Genomic DNA, 19,261 nt, shown 5'->3' on the forward strand with positions numbered 1-19,261 from the left:
ATGGCGCGACGGTCACCGGTCAAGGTCATCGGCAGCCGCCTGGTGCAGGCGCTGCCCGTGATCCTGCTCGCGACCTTCATGGTGTTCGCGCTGCTCAAGCTGGTGCCCGGCGACATCGCCGTGACCTTGGCGGGCGACAATGCCACCGACGCGCGGATCACCGAGATCAGGCAGCTCTACGGCCTCGACCGGCCGTTCCTGGTGCAATATGGCGCCTGGCTCGGCCATGTCGTGCAGGGCGATCTCTCGCAATCGCTGCTGACCGGCGAGAAGGTCGCCGATTCCATCGGGCGCGCCTTCCCGAACACGCTGCTGATCGTGGTGATCGCGCTGGTGCTGGCGCTGGCCACCGGCATCCCGATGGGCGTGATGGCCGCCATCAAGCCTAACGGCTGGATCGACAAGCTGATCAGCATGATCGCCTCGCTCGGCGTCGCGGTGCCGGGCTTCTGGCTGGCGATGATCCTGGTGGCGGAGTTCTCGCTGAAGCTGAACTGGCTGCCGGCGACCGGCGCGAAATCCTTCAGCGCCTCGCCGATCGATGCTGTCAGGCACGCGCTGCTGCCGGGGATCGCGATCGCGGCCTACGGCATGGCCGAGGTGGCGCGCCAGCTGCGCGGGGCGCTGCTGGAGGTGCTGTCGTCGCAATATGTCCGCACTCTGCACGCCAAGGGCCTGTCGATGTCCCGCATCCTCTGGCAGCACGGCCTGAAGAATGTCGGCGTCAACCTGCTGACGATCATCAGCCTGCTGGTCAACCGGATGCTCGCGGCGACCGTGGTGATCGAGGCGGTGTTCGCGATCCCCGGCCTCGGCAGCCTGATCGTGCGCGGCGCGATCCAGCGCGATTTTCCGATCGTGCAGGGCGTCGTCTTCACCATGGTGGTGGTGGTGATCGCGGTCAATCTTATCACCGATCTGCTGTGTGCCGCGGTCGACCCCAGGATCGAGCAATGACCGACACGGCGCTCGCCCCACTGAAGGCGCCAGCCAGGCCGACCCGGCTGCGGCGTTTGTTGCGCTGGCTCGTCGGCGATCTCCGTGCCGCGCTGTCGATCCTGGTGCTATCGGTGCTCGTCATCGTCGCGATCGGCGCGCCCTGGATCGCGCCCTATGCGCCGACCGCGCAGGACGTCAACAACATGCTGGCGCCGCCGGGATCTGCGCATCTGCTCGGCACCGACGATCTCGGCCGCGATGTCTTCTCGCGCCTGATCTACGGCGCGCCCGCCACCGTCTATGCCAGCCTGCTCGCGGTCGGCGTTGCGGTCCTGATCGGGCTGCCGGTCGGCCTGGTCGCCGGCTATTTCGGCGGCTGGATCGACGACATCATCAGCCGCATCATCGATACGTTCCTGTCATTTCCGGCCATCGTGCTGGCGATCGCGGTCACCGGCGCGCTCGGCATTGGGCTCACCAACGGCATGATCGCGATCGGCATCACGATGTTTCCGGCGCTGGCCCGCATCGTTCGCGCCCGCACGCTGATCGTGCGGCAGGAGCTCTATGTCGATGCGTCCAGGGGTTTCGGTGCGCCGACCTGGCACATCCTGTGGCGGCATGTGCTGCCGAACACGCTGCAGCCGGTCATCGTACAGGTGACGCTGCTGCTCGCCGCTGCGCTGCTGGCCGAAGCCAGCCTGTCGTTCCTCGGCCTCGGCATCCAGCCGCCGGATCCGAGCTGGGGTGCCATGCTGGCGCGCGCCTATCAATACATGGAGATCGCCCCGGAGCAGATGTATGCGCCGGGCCTTGCCATTCTCGTTGTCTCCCTGGCGTTCAACGCGCTGGGAGAATCCTTGCGTGTCGTGCTCGATCCCACGATGAAGGATCGTTGACCTCTGATGGTGCTGTGATGTCCTTCAAGAAATTGCTGATTGCCAACCGCGGCGAGATCGCGATCCGCATTGCCCGCGCGGCGGCCGATAGCGGCCTTGCCACGGTCGCGATCTATCCCGCCGATGATGCGGCTTCGCTCCATGTCCGCTCGGCCGACGAGGCGCTTGAGATCCCCGGCCGCGGCGCGCGGGCCTATCTGGACATCGAGGCTGTCATCGCGGCGGCCAAGGCTGCGGGCTGCGATGCGCTGCATCCGGGTTACGGTTTCCTCAGCGAGAACACCCAGCTCGCGCGGCGCTGCGCCGAGGAGAAGATCACTTTCGTCGGTCCGTCCCCGGAAGCGCTGGATCTGTTCGGCGACAAGGCCAAGGCGAAGGCGCTCGCCAAAAAATGCGGCGTGCCGATCATTGCCGGCACATCGGGCGCGACGTCGCTCGACGAGGCCAAGGCCTTCTTCGCCTCGCTCGGTGCCAATGCCGCCGTGATGATCAAGGCGATCGCGGGCGGCGGTGGCCGCGGCATGCGCGTGGTCGAGGACTCTGCCAAACTTGACGAGGCCTATGCGCGCTGCCAATCCGAGGCCAAGGCGGCGTTCGGCAGCGATGCCGTCTATGTCGAGCGGCTGATCCGCAAGGCGCGCCATATTGAGGTGCAGATCATCGGCGACCGCCACGGCGCGATCAGCCATCTCTGGGAGCGCGAATGCACCATCCAGCGCCGCAACCAGAAGCTCATCGAGGTGGCGCCGAGCCCATCGCTGAGCGAGGCTTTGCGTGCGCGCATCATCGAGGCGGCAAAGCAGCTTGCGACCGCCGCACGCTACGACAATCTCGGCACCTTCGAATTCCTGGTCGATGACGAGGCCAGCGAAGGCGAGGACGCCTTCGCCTTCATCGAGGCCAATCCGCGGCTCCAGGTCGAGCATACCGTCACCGAAGCCGTGCTCGGCATCGACCTGGTGCGTTCGCAGCTTGCGGTCGCCGCCGGCGCGACGCTGGCCTCGCTCGGGCTGGCGCAAGCCTCAGTGCCGCTGCCGCGCGGCTATGCGATGCAGCTCCGCGTCAATATGGAGGTGATGGACGAGAAGGGGCTGACCAAGCCGACCGGCGGCACGCTCAGCGTGTTCGACCTGCCGTCCGGGCCCGGCGTCCGCGTCGATACGTTCGGCTATTCCGGCTACCGTACCAGCGCTGCCTTCGACTCGTTGCTGGCAAAAGTCATCGTGCATTCGCCGAGCCCGAAATGGACCGACGTGGTGCACAAGGCGTCGCGCACCTTGCGCGAATTCCGCATCGGCGGCGTCGCCACCAACATCTCGTTGCTCGGCGCAATCCTGGCGCATCAGAGCTTTGCCCGGAACAAGATCAGCACCAACTTCATCGATACCCATGTTGCGGCGCTGGTCGGCGCCGCGAAGGAGCATGCCGCGCCGCTGCTCGAGGTGAGTGAGGCGGCCGCGACCAAGGCTGTCGCCATCGAAGCCGCGCCGGAAGGATCGCTCCCGGTTCCCGCGCCGTTGCAGGGCACCATCGTGGCGATCGAGGTCACGGAGGGCGATCTGGTTCGTCCTGGCCAGCAGATCGCGGTGCTGGAATCGATGAAGATGGAGCATCTGGTCGCAGCACCGCATGGCGGCCGCGTGACGAAGGTCGCAGGCGGCGTCGGCGTCACCCTGATGCATGGCGACCCGATCCTGTATCTCGAGCCCGCCGAGGTCGATGGCCATCACGCGGCGGAGGAAGCCGCGATCGATCTCGATCACATCCGCCCCGATCTCGCCGAGCTGATCGCGCGCAAGGCGATCACGCTCGACGAGAACCGCCCGGCCTCGGTGGAGCGCCGCCGCAAGACCAACCAGCGCACCGCGCGGGAGAACATCGCGCAGCTGGTCGATGAGGGCTCGTTCGTCGAATACGGTTCGCTCGCGATCGCGGCGCAGCGCCGCCGCCGCAAGGTCGAGGACCTGATCAAGAACACCCCGGCCGACGGCCTGATATCAGGCGTCGCCACCGTCAACGCCCGACACTTCGGCCCCGAAGGCGCGCGCTGCATGGTGATCTCCTACGACTACACGGTGCTGGCCGGCACCCAGGGCCATATGAACCACAAGAAGATCGACCGCATGCTCGGGCTCGCCGAGCAGTGGCGGCTTCCGCTGGTGTTCTACGCCGAGGGCGGCGGCGGCCGTCCCGGCGATACCGACCGGCTCGGCATGACCGGCCTCGACGGCCCGTCCTTCGTCCAGTTCGCGAAGCTATCGGGGCTGGTACCGGTCGTGGGCGTGGTCTCGGGCTATTGCTTCGCCGGCAACGCCGCGATGCTCGGCGTCTGCGACGTCATCATCGCCACCAGGAATGCCTCGATCGGCATGGGTGGCCCGGCGATGATCGAGGGCGGCGGGCTCGGCGTCTACCATCCGGCCGAGGTCGGCCCTGTCTCGTTCCAGTCGCCGAACGGCGTGATCGACATCCTGGTCGAGGACGAGGAAGAGGCCACGACGGTAGCGCAGAAATATCTGTCCTACTTCCAGGGCGCCATCGCCGACTGGAAGGCGCCGGACCAGCGGCTGCTGCGCCGCGCGATCCCGGAGAACCGCCTGCGGGTTTACGACATCCGCAACGTGATCGACCTGATCGCGGATGAGGGCTCGGTGCTGGAGATCCGGCGCGATTTCGGCGTCGGCATGATCACGGCCTTCATCCGCATCGAAGGCAAGCCGTTCGGCCTGATCGCCAACAATCCGAAGCATCTCGGCGGCGCCATCGATGCGGCGGCCGGCGACAAGGCCGCGCGCTTCATGCAGTTGTGCGATGCCTTCGACATCCCGATCGTCTCGCTGTGCGACACGCCGGGCTTCATGGTCGGCCCCGAGGCCGAGAAGACCGCGATCGTGCGCCATGTGGCGCGGATGTTCGTCACCGGCGCCAGCATCACGGTGCCGCTGTTCGGCATCGTGCTGCGCAAGGGCTATGGTCTCGGCGCGCAATCGATGATCGGCGGCGGCTTCCACGCCTCGTTCTTCACGGTGGCGTGGCCGACCGGCGAGTTCGGCGGCATGGGGCTGGAGGGCTATGTCCGGCTCGGCTTCCGCAAGGAGATGGAGGCGATCGAGGACCTGGTCGAGCGCGAGAAGTATTTCCAGACCAAGGTCGCCGAGCTCTACGCCAACGGCAAGGCGGTCTCGATCGCCTCGGTGCTGGAGATCGATGAGGTGATCGACCCCGCCGACACGCGCCACTGGATCATGGCCGGCCTGCGCTCGGTGCCGAAGCCCGAGCCGCGCACGCACCGCAAGCGGCCGTGCATTGATGCGTGGTAGCCCTGCGTAGCAAGCGTCACCACCCGCAAGGGAGGGAAAGCTTCCGCCGGTGCTTCGCTCCCAAATAAAAGAGCCCCGGCAAAATGCCGGGGCTCCGTCGGTGAGATCGATCAGATCAATACCTGGCTACGACAGGCCCGCCGAAACGGTAGTTGAACCGTATCGTCAGCAGATCCACGTCCTGGCTGATCCGGTTAGCGGCGCCGGCAACGATGGGATTGACGACGGAGAACGTGTTGTTGGCGTCGCCCATGAAGAGGTGATCGTATTCGAGGCCAACGGACCAGTTCGGAGTGAATCCGTATTCGAAGCCGACGCCGACCGCGCCACCCCAGCGAGTCGAGGTCGCAGAAGCTACGCCGACGCCGCCGAGCGTGGTCCAGATGTCATACCGGTTGCTCGTCACCGCGGCGCCGCCCTTGACATAGAACAGTGCTGCGTCCCAGGCCCAGCCGAGCTGGCCGGTGATCAGGCCGAGGCCATCCATTTTCGTCGTGGTCGAGAAAAGCGGATTGATCAGGCTGAGACGCGAGCTCTTGATGTCGGCCCAATCACCCTGTCCCTCGAGCCCGAAAACGAATTGGCCCGCCTGCCAGCGATAGCCGAGCTGACCGCCGAAGACGCCGCCGGAACGTGAGCTGCAGCCGTCAGGAATGATCGCCCCGGCGACAGGCACGAACCCCCAGCAATTGCGGCTATCGCCCCAGCCACCGTTCGCCCCGATGTAGAAGCCGGTCCAGTTGTAGATCACGGGAGGCGGAGGCGGGACGGGGTGTGCCTTCACGGCCATATCCGCAGCCAACGCAGGCGTCGCCATGGTCAGTGCCACGGCTCCTGCAAGAAGATATTTCTTCATCTGTTATCTCCAGGTCGAGTAATTAATTATCGAAATTCGCCTCCGACGCCGCTGCGCAAGACACCTGTATCGGATCGCGTTGGAGGGTATGAGCAGCGGGCTCGAAGCCATGTGCCAAAATGGCAACAGGCTAGAACAATCGAGGCCATGGCTGCATTTCGATCGTGCGGCAGCCGCTCAGCCTCTACTCCCTCGCGGGACGCGAGTGATTCCGGGTAGTGGATTGATCGTCGCCGAGCCAGCTGGTGACGCTTTCCGAGAGGATGAGTTGCCTTGGCGAATGAGGATTGATCGTTCCGGCGAACACCACCAGGCCTTCCTCGAGCTTTGCGCGCGCGAACTGCTTGGCGTCATCTTCGGCCGCGAAAGCCCTGGTTATGCGCGGGCTGCGCTCCCTTGGTAGCAGCCCGCGTTTGCGAATTTCATAGGTCACATACCAGGTTGCTGTCATGGCAACGTTCGATCAAGGCGCAGGATCGTGCCATGAATGCGCGGTTGCCGGGGCCGACCATTGATCTGTATCAAGAAGCGCACTGACTTCTTTCGCGAGGCGAGCAGGATCGCTCGCCGTTCGCGTCTCGGCTTCCGATGACTGGGTTGCCTGTCGGCTACACCGTGGTCCTAGCCGCCGTGCTCTTTTGTCGCACAGGACCCGTGGTGCGATAGGTACCCGGCTTTCCCGGGGGCCCCCGGTCGAAGGCCGTGATGGGGCAAGCGTCTCTCGTCACCGGGAGTGTCAGCCCAGCCTCAATTCCGCGTACCCATTTGCCGCCACCGCATCGCATCGCTCGCGATAAGCCGGGGCGCTGCCGCTGTAGCGGGCGACGATGCGGGTCTGCTTGCCCTCGACATTGCGGTTGATGCCGGTCATCCAGGAATCGACCTCGTTGGAGAGCAGCCCGACACCGAGCGCCTTGACGTGATCAGTCCAGCCGGCGGTGCCCTCGGGGGTGGCGTCGAGGAAGGTCAGGCCCTTCTCCGTCGCGAAGCGGAGCAGGCCGGTGACCCAATCGACGCTGTATTCGATGCTGCGCGGGATGTTGCCGAGCGCGGTGTGCGGGCCCATCAGCATCATCATGTTGGGGAAGCCGTCGACCATCAGCCCGAGATAGGTTTCCGGCCCGTGCGTCCACTTCTCCTTCAGCCGCGCGCCATGCGCGCCGCGGAGATCGATCTTGTCGAAGCTGCCGGTGATGGCGTCGAATCCGGTGGCGTAGATGATGATGTCGAAGGCGTAGTCCTTCTCGGAGGTCCGGATGCCGTCACGCGTGATTCTTTCGATCGGCGTTTCTTTGATGTCGACCAGCTCGACATTGTCGCGGTTGTAGACCTCGTAGTAGAAGGTCTCGAGCGGCAGCCGCCGCGTGCCGAAACCGTGGTTCTTTGGGATCAGCTTCTCGGCCACCGCCTGGTCCTTGACGCGCGCGCGGATCTTGCGCGCCACGAAATCGCTGATCGTCGCATTCGCCGCGCGGTCGATCAGGATATCCTTGAAATTGCCCTGCCAGATGCCGAAGCCGCGCTCGCCATAGAGCTTCTCGTAGAACGCCTCGCGCTCTTGCTCGCTCACCTCGAACGCGCCGCGCGGATCGGGCGTATGCACGAAGCAGGCGAAGGTCTCCTTGCAGCGCGCGAAGATCTCGGGATAGCCGGCCTTGATCCTGGCTTGGGTTTCCGCGTCGATCTTGCCGTTGTGCAGCGGTGCTGCCCAATTGGCGGTACGCTGGAACACGGTGAGGTGGCCGACCTCGCCGGCGATGGTCTGGATGGTCTGGATGCCGGTCGCGCCGGTGCCGATCACGGCGACGCGCTTGCCGCTGAAATCGACCTTGTCTTTCGGCCAGCGCGCGGTGTGGAACGATTGCCCCTTGAAATCGTCGATGCCCGCGACGCGCGGCAGGGTCGGCGTCGACAGCGGACCGATCGCGGTGATCAGGAAGCGGCAGCTATGCTGTGCGCCGCTCTCCAGTGTGATCCGCCAGCTTCGCGTGTCGTCCTGGTAGACCGCTGATGTAACGCGGCTCTCGAACTGGATGTCGCGGCGGAGGTCGAACTTGTCGGCGACGAAATTGCAGTAGCGCAGGGTCTCGGGCTGGCCGGCGAAATGCTCCGACCATTCCCATTCCTGCAACAGCTCCTTCGAGAACGAATAGCCGTAGGAATAGCTTTCGGAATCGAAGCGCGCGCCGGGATAGCGGTTCCAGTACCAGGTGCCGCCGACGCCGGTGCCGGCCTCGAACACCCGTGCCGTAAGCCCAAGCTCGCGCAGCCGGTAGAGCTGGTACATGCCGGACAGGCCGGCGCCGATGATGATGACATCGTAGTCCAGCGCAGCCGTCTGGGCGCTGTTGTCCTGGCGCGATGCGGCCACCTGTCGTTGCTCCCTAAGTTGATTGCCGGCAAGGCTAGCCGGTCTTGCTGCTACCGACAAACATCGGAGCGCGGGGCTGCCATCGCGATTTGCCTGGGGCTGCCTGCGTGCATTCCGCGCGGCGGACGGTTCGCCGCGCGGCTTTACTCGGCCGCGGGATACCCGCTATCGTCGGCCCGACAAGACGATCGCCCGCCAAGCGGCGACGGAACCAGACGGGAGTGAGGCGATGGGAGAGGCGCTGCGTAGGCCGACACCGATCGATGTCAGCAATCCCCGGCTCTATCAGGACGACACTTGGCGGCCGCTGTTCGCGCAGCTTCGCCGCGACGACCCCGTGCATTATTGCGAGGCTTCACCTTACGGCCCGTACTGGTCGGTGACGCGCTACGACGACATCTTCGCGGTCGAGCTGGATCACCAGAACTATTCCTCGGCCTCCGAGCTCGGCGGTATCCAGGTCGCCGACCAGCCGAAGGGACAGGAGCGGCCGAGTTTCATCCGCATGGATCCGCCGGGTCACACCGCGCAGCGCCGCACGGTGGCGCCGATCGTGGCGCCGTCGAACCTCGCTAATTTCGATGCCTTGATCCGCCAGCGAACCTCCGCCGTGCTCGACGCATTGCCGCGCAACGAGACCTTTGACTGGGCCGAGCGGGTCTCGGTCGACCTCACCAACATGATGCTGGCGACGCTGTTCGACTTTCCCTCGGAGGACCGCGCCAAGCTGACCTGGTGGTCGGATGTCGCGATCGCCAACATCGAGTCTCCCGACGCGGTGGTGCATTCGGAGGCCGAACGCACCGCCGAACTGATCAAGATGGGAGAATCCTTCCGCAAGCTATGGGATGCGCGGGTCGATGCAGCTCCGACCTTCGACCTGATCTCGATGCTGGCGCATTCGCCGGCAACGCGGAATCTGGATGCGCGCGAGTTCATCGGCACGATCGGGCTTCTGATCGTCGGCGGCAACGACACCACGCGCAATTCGATGTCGGCCGGGCTGATGGCGCTATGTGAGAACCCCGCGCAGTTCGAGCTGGTCCGCGCCAGGCCGGAGCTGATCCCGAACCTGGTGTCCGAGACCATCCGCTACCACACGCCGGTGCTGCACATGCGCCGCACGGCGCGCAACGATGTCGAGCTTGCCGGCCGTCATATCAAGAAGGGCGACAAGGTGGTGATGTGGTACATCTCCGGCAACCGCGACGAGGACAAGATCGAGCGCGCCGACGAATTCATCATCGACCGCGCCAAGCCGCGCCAGCATCTCGCCTTCGGCGCCGGCATCCACCGCTGCGTCGGCGACCGCCTCGCCGAGCAGCAACTCCGCATCCTCTGGGAGGAGGTTTTGGCGCGCGATCTGCGTTTTGAGATCATGGGCCCACCGCAAAGGCTCTATTCCAATTTCATCCGCGGTATACGAAGCTTGCCGGTGAGAATCGTCAATTGAGCCGCCGGCCCCGTCATTGCCATCTTCCTCGCAATGACGGAAAGCGAGCCACCAGGAAATAACAATGAAGAACGATCCCGTTGACGTCCTGATCATCGGCGCCGGCGCCTCCGGTGCCGCAGTGGCCTGGAGCCTTGCCGATACCAAGATGCACATCCTCTGCCTCGATCAGGGGGGCTGGATGAATCCGGCCGAATATCCGAGCACGGGCCGCGACTGGGAGGCCAAATTCTACGGCGAGTGGTCGTCGAGCCCGAATGTCCGCAAACGGCCCGAGGACTACCCGATCAACGACGACAATTCGCCGATCAAGGTCGTCAACTTCAACGCCGTCGGCGGCTCGACCGTGATGTACACCGCGCACTGGCCGCGGCTGCATCCGTCCGACTTCAAGGTGAAGACGCTCGACGGCGTCGCCGACGACTGGCCGATCGATTACGACGCGCTGACGCCGTTCTTCGAGGAGAACGACCGCATGATGGGCGTCTCGGGCCTGTCCGGCGACCCGCTGTCGCCGCTCAGCCATCCGCCGATGCCGCCGCAGCCGCTCGGGCTGTCAGGCCCGCTGCTCGGCAAGGCCCTGAACAAGCTCGGCTGGCACTGGTGGCCGTCGGACACCACGGTCGCGACGATGGATTACGAGGGCAGGGCGCGCTGCATCAATCTCGGCCACTGCACGCCGGCCTGCGCGCAGGGCGCCAAGGCCTCGACCGACATCACCTATTGGCCGCACGCGATCCGCGCCGGTGTCGAGCTGAAGGCCCACTGCCGGGTGCGCGAGATCCTGACCAACGAGCACGGCATGGCCTCCGGCGTCGTCTATTACGACAAGGACGGCGTCGAGCAATTCCAGCCCGCAGAGGTCGTGATCATCGCCTGCAACGGCGTCGGCACGCCGCGGCTGCTGCTCAATTCGGTGTCGGGAAAATTTCCGAACGGCCTCGCCAACTCATCCGGCCTTGTCGGCAAGAATTTGATGTTCCATCCCTATGCGCAGATCTACGGTTTCGTGAAGGAGCCGACCGACAGCAACCGCGCGCCGCCGACCTGCCTGTGGAGCAAGGAGTTCTACGACACCGATCTGTCGCGCGGCTTCGTCCGCGGCTACGGCATCCAGTTCGGCCGCGGCGCCGGGCCGGTATTCGAGGCTGTCGCGAGCGAGCAGAAGGGCATCCTGCCCTGGGGCAAGGATCATCACCGCGTGTTCCGCAGGCTGAACGGGCATCGCCTCGCGGTCTCGGCGATCTGCGAGGATCTGCCCGAGGAACACAATCGCGTCACGCTCGATCCCGTGCTGAAGGACAGCCATGGCATCCCTGCGCCGAAGATCGACTACACGATCTCGGCCAACAGCCGGAAGATGATGGACCACGCGCTGGCGCGCGGCCGGGAAGTCCTCGATGCCGCCGGCGCCACCGACATCTGCATCAACGATCCGATCCCGTGGGGCGGCTGGCATCTGCTCGGCACCGCGCGGATGGGCACGGACCCTTCGCGCTCCGTGGTCAACGAATGGGGCCGCTCGCACGATGTGAAGAACCTGTTCATCGTCGACGGCAGCATCTTCGTCACCTCGGGCGGCGTGAACCCGACCTCCACCATCCAGGCCCTCGCGCTCTACATCGCCGACCAGATGAAGCAGCGCCTCGCCAATCTGTTCGATTGAGGCCGACATGTCCGATGCAAGACAACTGACCGCAGCCCAGCGCGCCGATCTCCGCACCGTCGCCGCGATGATCGTTCCCGAAAGCGCCGAGTACAGGGTGCCGGGCGCGGACGACCCTGCGATCCAGGCCGACATGCTGGCGACGCTCGGCCGCGACACCGCGCTGGTGGCGCAGGCGCTGGATCATCTGGCGCAGCTTGCCGGCAAGCCGCTCGCCGAGCTCGACGAGGCCAGGCGCGATGCGGTGGCGCAGAAGTTTCGCAAGCACGGCGGTGCTGCCGCAGCGACGCTCGTCCGCGTCGTGCTGCAATGCTACTACCGCGACGACCGCGTGCTGCGCTCGCTCGGGCTCGAGCTGCGCGCGCCATTCCCCAAGGGTCACGTGCTGCCGGAGGGCGACTGGTCGCTGCTCGATCCGGTCAGGGAGCGGGGCGGCACGCTGCGGCGGGCGACCTAGCCAGCCGGGCAGGTGCCGAGCGTAACCACTTGCAGCAGCGGGAGCCGGTCACCATCTGAGGGGACCAAAGGACTCTCGCCATGTTGGATTTTACCTCAGATACCGCCGGTGACAGGCCGTCACTGCGAACGGCCGATGCTGCCCGGGAGGATGACCGGGTCTTGCTGGATGCCTATTCCAATGCCGTGATCGACGTCACCGACCGGGTCGGCCCCGCCGTGGTCCGGGTCGAGACCGGGCCGAAGGCGCGCAATGCGCGCGAGCGCGGCGGGCTCGGCTCGGGCATCGTGATCTCGCCCGACGGGCTCGTCGTGACCAACAGCCATGTGGTCGGATCGTCGAAGGAGATCCGGCTGCGCGACACCGAGGGCTTCGTCACCGACGCCCATGTGCTCGGCGTCGATCCCGACACCGACCTCGCATTGCTGCGGGCCAATGGCGCGCGCGATCTGCCTTACGCCTCGCTCGGCAATTCCAAGACGCTGCGGCGCGGCCAGCTCGTGGTCGCGATCGGCAATCCGCTCGGCTTCGAATCGACGGTCACCGCCGGCGTGGTGTCGGCGCTCGGCCGCTCGATCCGCTCGGTCAGCGGACGGACCATCGAGGACGTGATCCAGACCGACGCCGCGCTCAACCCCGGCAACTCGGGTGGGCCGCTGGTGTCGTCGAAGGGCGAGGTGATCGGCATCAACACTGCGATCATCAACGGTGCGCAGGGCATCTGCTTTGCGGTCGCCAGCAACACCGCGCAATTCGTGCTGTCGGAGATCATCCGCCACGGCCATGTCCGCCGCGCCTATATCGGCGTCGCCGGGCAGACCGCGCCGGTGCCGCGGCGGCATGCGGTGCTGGCCGGCGTCGAGAACAAGATGGGTGCGTTGTTGATGCAGATCGAGCCGGACAGCCCGGCGGCGCGCGCGAGCCTGTTGCCGGGTGACGTCGTGATCGGGCTCGACGGCGTCGAGATCAACGGCGTCGACGACCTGATCCGCGCGCTCGATCACAGCCGGATCGACCGCACCTTGTCGATGGACATCCTGCGCCTCGGCCGCCTGCGCGCGATCGAGATCCACCCGATCGGGAGGAAGCCGGCGAAGCAATGAGCGTTGCTCTATCCGCGTGCGAGCTGCACCCTCTTCCCTTGTGGGAGAGGGTGGCGCGATCGAGCGCAGCGAGATGAAGCCCGGGTGAGGGGTTCTATCCGCGAGTTCATCTGTGGAGATAACTCCTCATCCGCTAGCCACGGGCGTACGATCCAGATTTCTGTCGCAATGTCGCAAGATGGACGGCAGCTGATTGCCTTACCTCGCCGACTGAGTGAAGCGTTCCTATGTTCACTTTGAAACACAACGTCCCTTGTAGCCAATGTGACGCAGCGTCCGTAGGAACGACCATAGCCAAGCCTAGTTGCCTATCCATTACTCGCAAAGGAGGCTAGCGATGGATTGGAATCGCGTTGAAGGCAACTGGAAGCAGGTTAAGGGCAAGGTCAAGGAGCAGTGGGGTAAGCTGACTGACGACGATCTCGACGTGATCGCCGGCAAGCAAGACCAACTTGAAGGTCGGCTGCAGCAACGTTACGGTTACGCCAAGGACCAGGCGCAAAAAGAAGTAAACGACTGGTACGGTCGCCAAAAGTGGTAAAACCCGAAGGGCCCTGTGTAAGGCAGGGCCCTTCGCTTTTCAGAATCGGGGCTATTTCCGGAGCAATTGATGTCGGGGCCAACTGAACAAGAGATTCGTACGAAAGCATATCAACTCTGGAAGGAAGCTGGCGAGCCGGCTGGCAATATGGATACGTTCTGGTACCAGGCCGAGAAGGAGCTGCTGCTGAAGGAAAGGTCCGAGCCCGGTGATCCTCCGCCTGGATTGACGGATAACCTTCCGATCTAGGCCAGCTCCAGTCCGGCACTCCTCTTTCGCCGCTGCTCGCTATCGAGCCGCAGAAACAATAACCAGCGATCGTGCATGGGGCACGGACAGCGAAGCGAACTGAAGCCGGGTGAGGGGGCAATCCGCCAGTTCACCTGTTGAGAGAACCCCTCATCCGTCGCGCATTGCGTCCGCGCCCCCTTCTCCCACAAGGGGAGAAGGAAGGGGAGTTCGCGGCAGCGCTATTGCAGTGCGGTCTGCAACTCGTCGGGCTACGCGACCACCATCATGTGGCAGGCACCCGCAGCCGCGCCGTCGAGACGGTACGATGCGCAGTTTGACTTAAATCAAAGCTATCCCACGTGCTTTGACGCTTGCTGGGGCGTCCAACGCCTCGCAACTTGGCCAGCCGGTCCTGCCATATCGTGGCCAGACAGGAGGCGCCGGCCACTGCTGGGTGACCGAACTCGGAGCAACGGACTTCGGTTGAGCGCTATGGCAGACAAGTACAGCATCCCGCAGCAGCTCGGCGCCAAAGCTCGGCGGTCTTTTCATGTCATGGCGAAGCCCGCCGGTTCGACCTGCAACCTCGACTGCCAGTACTGCTTCTATTTGAGCAAGGAACGGCTGCCAAAGGGACCCGGCACCGGATCGATGAGCGATGAGACGCTCGAACTGTTCATCCGGCAGTACATCGAAGGCGTGACCGGTCCGGAGGTGGTGTTCTCGTGGCAAGGCGGAGAACCGACACTACGCGGGCTCGACTTTTTCCGCAGCGTGGTCGCGTTGCAGAAGAAATACGCAAAGCCCAATCAGCGCATCGAAAACGACCTGCAAACGAACGGCGTTCTGATCGACGAAAGCTGGGCCGCGTTCCTCAAGGACAATCGCTTCCTGGTCGGCCTCAGCATAGACGGTCCGCGCGAACTACATGACAAATACCGGGTCAACAAAGGCGGTGCGCCGACTTTCGACAAGGTGATGGCTGCCGCCAATCTGCTGCGCAAGCACGGGGTGCGTTTCAACACGCTCACTTGCGTTCACCGCGGCAATGCTTCACGTCCGCTCGATGTCTACCGCTTCCTCAGGCGCGAACTCGACTCGACCGCGATCCAGTTCATCCCGATCGTCGAACCGAAGGATTTCGAAACGCATGCGCCGCAATCCCGCGACCAGTTGCAATTGCCGATCCTCGGCAGCCCCGAAGCGCGTCCTGGTCACCCTCGTTCCGTCGTGACGGATTGGTCGGTCGATCCCGACGAATACGGCTACTTCCTGTCGCGCGTATTCGACGAATGGGTGCGCAAGGACTTGGGGAAAGTGCTGGTCAGCCAATTCGAGACGCTGGTGGCGCAGCATCTCGGCCTACCATCGCAAATCTGCATCTACAGCGAAGTCTGCGGCAAGAACGTCGCCATCGAGCACGACGGCTCGCTCTATTCGTGCGATCACTATGTCTATCCCGAACACCGCCTGGGATCGCTACGTGAGACGCCACTCGACCAAATGGTGTTCTCCCCGACGCAGGTGAAATTCGGCTACGCCAAATCTGAAACGCTGCCGCGTTATTGTCGCGAATGCCCGTTCAAGACAGACTGCTGGGGCGAATGTCCGCGTAATCGCTTGATCCGAACACCGGAAGGCGAGCCTGGGCTGAACTATCTTTGCTCGGGCCTGCGGCGCTTTTTCAAGCACGCGATCCCTGAAGTCGAGCAGATGGTCAGTGACATTCGGCGGGAGGCGAAGTCCGTTCTGCCACGCGCTTGACGGCCGATAACGAGGGTGTCGGCCGGCTACGGCATTGATTTGCGTCAACGACAACAGGCTTGGGACGTACAAACAGGTAGTTCCATATTCTCACACTTGGCCCCGAACCGGAGCAAAAGGCGATGACACGAACAGCGAAGACCGTTGGACTTGGCATCCCGATGCTGATCGTTGGCCTGCTTTCGACGACCGCGCTCGTCGCTGCCCAGCAGGCCGCGCCGGCTGGCATTGTGCTCCCGACCGACCGCACGGTGTTGCCCATTCCGGAGCCTCAGTACCCGCATAGCACTGTGCTGGACGCGCGGAATGCTGTGCCGCCGCCGCGGTTCGAGGTCAAGGCACCAGGTAACGCGCCGAACGTCCTCATTGTGCTGATCGACGATATGGGCTTCGGCCAGTCGAGCGCCTTCGGCGGCCCGATCCGCATGCCGACAGCAGAGCGCCTTGCCAACGAAGGTCTGCGCTACAACGAATTTCATACGACTGCGCTGTGTTCGCCGACGCGTGCGGCGCTGCTCACCGGTCGCAACCACCACACGAACAATTTTGGCTCGATAGCAGAGACAGCCACGAGCTTCCCCGGGCAAACGGGACAACGCCCCAACAGCGTTGCCTCGGTCGCAGAGATGCTGCGGCTGAACGGCTACAGCACCGCGGCCTTCGGCAAGTCACACGAAACGGCCGCCTGGGAGGTCAGTCCGTCGGGCCCAACCGACCGCTGGCCGACCCGTCAGGGCTTCGACAAGTTTTATGGATTTATCGGCGGAGAGACAAATCAGTGGGCGCCGCTGATCTATGACGGCATGACGCAGGTGGAGCCGCCGAAGGATCCGAACTACCACTTCATGACGGACATGACCAACCAGGCGATCAAGTGGGTGCAATCCGAGAAGTCCCTGACGCCTGACAAGCCGTTCTTCATCTACTTCGCGCCCGGCGCCACCCATGCACCGCACCATGTGCCGAAGGAGTGGATTGCCAAATACAAGGGCAAGTTCGACCAGGGTTGGGACAGCCTTCGTGACGAGACGCTGGCCCGCCAAATCAAGTTGGGCGTGGTACCCGCTGGTACGAAGCTCGCGCGGAAGCCGGAAGCCATCAAAGATTGGAGCGCACTGACCCCGGATGAGAAGAAGGTGTTTTCACGCCAGATGGAGGTTTTTGCCGGGTTTGGCGAGTATGCGGACACCGAGGCCGGGCGACTGGTCGAAGCCATCAAAGCGACCGGTCAGCTCGATAACACGCTGATCTTCTACATCGTGGGAGACAACGGCGCGAGTGCCGAAGGAGGGATGAGCGGTCTCTTTAACGAGATGACCTACTTCAACGGAGTGCAGGAGACGGTCCAGGACATTCTCAAGCATTACGACGAGCTTGGTAGTCCGACCACCTATCCGCACTACGCTGCTGGATGGGCGGTCGCGGGTGACACACCGTTCCAATGGACGAAGCAGGTCGCATCCAGCTACGGCGGTACCCGCAATCCAATGATCGTCCATTGGCCGAAAGGGATCGCGGCAAAGGGTGAGATACGCTCGCAATGGCACCACGTCGTCGATATCGCACCGACGATCCTGGAAGCGGCGGGCCTGCCCGAACCGAAGAGCGTGAACGGAACAATACAGACACCGATCGAAGGCGTGAGCCTGGCCTACACGTTCGCGGACACCAAGGCTGCAAGCAGGCATACGACGCAGTACTTCGAGATTTTTGGCAATCGCGCCGTCTACAGCGATGGTTGGTTGGCCGGCACTGTTCACCGGGCACCGTGGGAGTACAAGCCTCGTGCAACGTTCGAAAATGACAAGTGGGAGCTCTACGATACGCGGTCGGATTTCAGCCTGGCGAATGACCTCGCTGCAGCGAATCCCGACAAGCTAAAGCAGCTGCAAGACGTCTTCTTGACGGAAGCGGTCAAATACCAGGTGCTGCCACTCGATGACCGAACCTTGGAGCGGTTGAATCCCGCTCTCGTCGGACGGCCTGACCTGATGGCCGGTCGCACCTCGCTGACGGTGCACGAGGGAATGACCGGCATGTCCGAGAATGTCTTCATCAACATAAAGAACCGCTCGCATACAATCACCGCCGAGGTGGACATTCCAAAGCAGGGCGCGGACGGCGTCATCTTGGCCCAAGCCGGACGCTTCGGCGGCTGGAGCTTGTACATCAAGGACGGCAAGCCAACGTACACTTACAATTGGCTTGGTCTGCAGCGCTACACGGTGACATCGAAACAGGCACTTGCTCCGGGGAAAGCAACTATCCGCTTCGAGTTCGCCTATGATGGCGGTGGAGTCGGCAAGGGTGGAACGGGAACACTCTTCGTCAATGACCAGAACGTCGCCGTCGGTCGGATCGACAAAACCCAGTGCTGTGGCTTTTCGGCGGACGAAGGGGCTGACGTGGGAATGGATGAAGGCACGCCTGTCACCGAGGCCTACAAGGTCCCATTCAAGTTTAGCGGCAAGATCGCCGCGGTGACGATTGAATTGAAGGAAACGAAGAGAGCGGACATCGACGCTGCCGAACAAGCTCGCAAGTCAGCGGCGTTGAAGAAGGGATTGTCCGACTGACGACGACCTGATGGCTGCCGGCAAGGTGGGCAAATCCTTATGCGGGCGTCATTTCGGCGCCCGTATGATTTTCCGTGCAGGCATGGTGGGTGAGAATAGTCAGTCGCGATCGCGGTGGACGCCGTACGCTGTTTGTGAAATTTCGGAATAATAGAAGATATCGCTGATTTGCCCGACGTGTCAAGTTGCTTGTCCGGGTGCCGGCGGTCGGCCGGCACCTTTGCATGGGGTTGTTTTCGATATTTTGGGGACTGTCGCTGCACGCCACCTTCTCCCACAGCGGGAGAAGGCTTCGCGGCGGCCCTACTGCAGCGCTGCCAGCAGTTCGTCCGGCGTCTCGACCATCATCATGTGGCCGGCGCCCGGCAGCACGACGGTCCGCGCGTTCGGCGTCGCGGCGGCGAGGGCCTTGCCGGCCTTGGCCGGGGTCATCATGTCGCGCTCGCCGAGGACGAAGGTCGCCGGCACCTTGACCGCGGCAGCGGCCGCAAGCGCGTTCTGGTAGGCGTTGCAGGCGTTGAGGTCGTTGTAGAGCACGCCGGGCTTGGCCTCCTGCAGCACACGCTGCGCGCCCTGGTGCATCCACAGGCCGGGCGCTAGGCTGCCGCCGAGCTCGGCCTTGAAGCCGAGGCCCCAGATCGAGACCATGTCGATCGCGGCGACGTCATTGGCCTCGGCGGCCTTCAGGAGGTCGGGCCCGACCGTCATGGTCGCGGCGGTGCCGATCAGCGCGAGGCCGGAGACCTTGTCGGGATGCCGCGCCGAGGTCTCGATCGCGATCAGCGAGCCCATCGAATGGCCGATCAGCCGCGCCTTCGCCGCGCCGGCCGCGGTGATCAGCGCCGCGATCCAGTCGGCCATCTCGGCAATTGTCGCGAGCGGCTTGCCGGCGGAGCGGCCGTGGCCGGGCAAATCGGGCGCCAGCACGGAATAGCCGTGATGGGCGAACCAGCGGCTGTGCAGCGCCCAGGTCGAGGAATCGAAGCCTGCGCCGTGGATCATCACGACAGCCGGCAGCGATGGGTCGAACGGCTTGCCGCCGGTCGCGATGAAGGTGTCGGATCCGTTGACGGAAAGCTGCATGG

15 protein-coding genes are annotated in these 19,261 nt (G+C 64.0%); 11 read left to right on the top strand and 4 right to left on the bottom strand.

Annotation, left to right across the window (positions count from 1 at the left end; all coding sequences use genetic code 11):
• Genes CK489_RS20135 through CK489_RS20145 form a run of 3 tightly spaced genes read left to right on the top strand, consistent with a single transcriptional unit; the run spans position 1 to position 5,158 of the window.
• On the top strand, positions 1 to 957 hold the full coding sequence (locus CK489_RS20135) for an ABC transporter permease (RefSeq protein ID WP_095733428.1): 957 nt from the start codon (positions 1 to 3) through the stop codon (positions 955 to 957).
• Positions 954 to 1,838 (top strand): ABC transporter permease, encoded by an 885-nt coding sequence (locus CK489_RS20140; RefSeq protein ID WP_095733429.1) that lies wholly within the window; start codon positions 954 to 956, stop codon positions 1,836 to 1,838. The genes CK489_RS20135 and CK489_RS20140 overlap by 4 nt, the downstream gene beginning before the upstream one ends.
• Before the next feature lie 17 nt (positions 1,839 to 1,855).
• Positions 1,856 to 5,158: an acetyl-CoA carboxylase family protein gene (locus tag CK489_RS20145; protein WP_095733430.1), complete on the top strand. Its 3,303-nt coding sequence runs from the start codon at positions 1,856 to 1,858 to the stop codon at positions 5,156 to 5,158.
• Between the two features lie 115 nt (positions 5,159 to 5,273).
• Here the strand turns inward: CK489_RS20145 and CK489_RS20150 are convergent, their stop codons facing one another.
• The 3 genes from CK489_RS20150 to CK489_RS20160 all read right to left on the bottom strand — a co-directional run bounded on the left by CK489_RS20150 (position 5,274) and on the right by CK489_RS20160 (position 8,385).
• A complete protein-coding gene (locus tag CK489_RS20150) occupies positions 5,274 to 6,014 on the bottom strand; it encodes an outer membrane protein (protein ID WP_050629696.1) in 741 nt (246 codons plus the stop codon).
• Between the two features lie 184 nt (positions 6,015 to 6,198).
• Positions 6,199 to 6,465, bottom strand: coding sequence for a hypothetical protein (locus tag CK489_RS20155; protein ID WP_050629695.1), 267 nt, complete (start codon positions 6,463 to 6,465; stop codon positions 6,199 to 6,201).
• A gap of 285 nt (positions 6,466 to 6,750) precedes the next feature.
• Entirely contained in the window at positions 6,751 to 8,385 is a 1,635-nt protein-coding gene (locus tag CK489_RS20160; protein WP_095733431.1) for a flavin-containing monooxygenase, read from the bottom strand.
• A 229-nt stretch (positions 8,386 to 8,614) separates the two neighbouring features.
• Here CK489_RS20160 and CK489_RS20165 point away from each other — a divergent pair, with 229 nt between their 5' ends.
• The 8 genes from CK489_RS20165 (at position 8,615) to CK489_RS20200 (ending at position 18,176) form a co-directional block, all read left to right on the top strand.
• Positions 8,615 to 9,838: a cytochrome P450 gene (locus tag CK489_RS20165; RefSeq protein ID WP_050629693.1), complete on the top strand. Its 1,224-nt coding sequence runs from the start codon at positions 8,615 to 8,617 to the stop codon at positions 9,836 to 9,838.
• A gap of 64 nt (positions 9,839 to 9,902) precedes the next feature.
• Entirely contained in the window at positions 9,903 to 11,504 is a 1,602-nt protein-coding gene (locus CK489_RS20170) for a GMC family oxidoreductase (RefSeq protein ID WP_095733432.1), read from the top strand.
• A 7-nt stretch (positions 11,505 to 11,511) separates the two neighbouring features.
• Complete coding sequence (locus tag CK489_RS20175; protein WP_095733433.1) at positions 11,512 to 11,961, top strand: hypothetical protein; 450 nt, start codon at positions 11,512 to 11,514, stop codon at positions 11,959 to 11,961.
• Between the two features lie 80 nt (positions 11,962 to 12,041).
• A complete protein-coding gene (locus CK489_RS20180) occupies positions 12,042 to 13,064 on the top strand; it encodes a S1C family serine protease (protein ID WP_095733434.1) in 1,023 nt (340 codons plus the stop codon).
• Between the two features lie 337 nt (positions 13,065 to 13,401).
• On the top strand, positions 13,402 to 13,605 hold the full coding sequence (locus tag CK489_RS20185; protein WP_028341777.1) for a CsbD family protein: 204 nt from the start codon (positions 13,402 to 13,404) through the stop codon (positions 13,603 to 13,605).
• Positions 13,606 to 13,674: 69 nt separating this feature from the next.
• The gene (locus CK489_RS20190) at positions 13,675 to 13,854 is read left to right on the top strand and encodes a DUF2934 domain-containing protein (RefSeq protein ID WP_095733435.1); all 180 of its coding nucleotides are present in this window, start codon (positions 13,675 to 13,677) and stop codon (positions 13,852 to 13,854) included.
• 474 nt (positions 13,855 to 14,328) lie between these two features.
• Positions 14,329 to 15,600 (top strand): anaerobic sulfatase maturase, encoded by a 1,272-nt coding sequence (locus tag CK489_RS20195; protein ID WP_095733436.1) that lies wholly within the window; start codon positions 14,329 to 14,331, stop codon positions 15,598 to 15,600.
• 122 nt (positions 15,601 to 15,722) lie between these two features.
• Complete coding sequence (locus tag CK489_RS20200; RefSeq protein WP_095733437.1) at positions 15,723 to 18,176, top strand: arylsulfatase; 2,454 nt, start codon at positions 15,723 to 15,725, stop codon at positions 18,174 to 18,176.
• Positions 18,177 to 18,479: 303 nt separating this feature from the next.
• Here the strand turns inward: CK489_RS20200 and CK489_RS20205 are convergent, their stop codons facing one another.
• Positions 18,480 to 19,259, bottom strand: coding sequence for an alpha/beta fold hydrolase (locus CK489_RS20205; RefSeq protein ID WP_095733438.1), 780 nt, complete (start codon positions 19,257 to 19,259; stop codon positions 18,480 to 18,482).
• Between the last annotated feature and the right edge of the window lie 2 nt (positions 19,260 to 19,261).

The organism is Bradyrhizobium sp. UFLA03-84, from assembly GCF_002289535.1.
Lineage (GTDB): Bacteria > Pseudomonadota > Alphaproteobacteria > Rhizobiales > Xanthobacteraceae > Bradyrhizobium > Bradyrhizobium viridifuturi.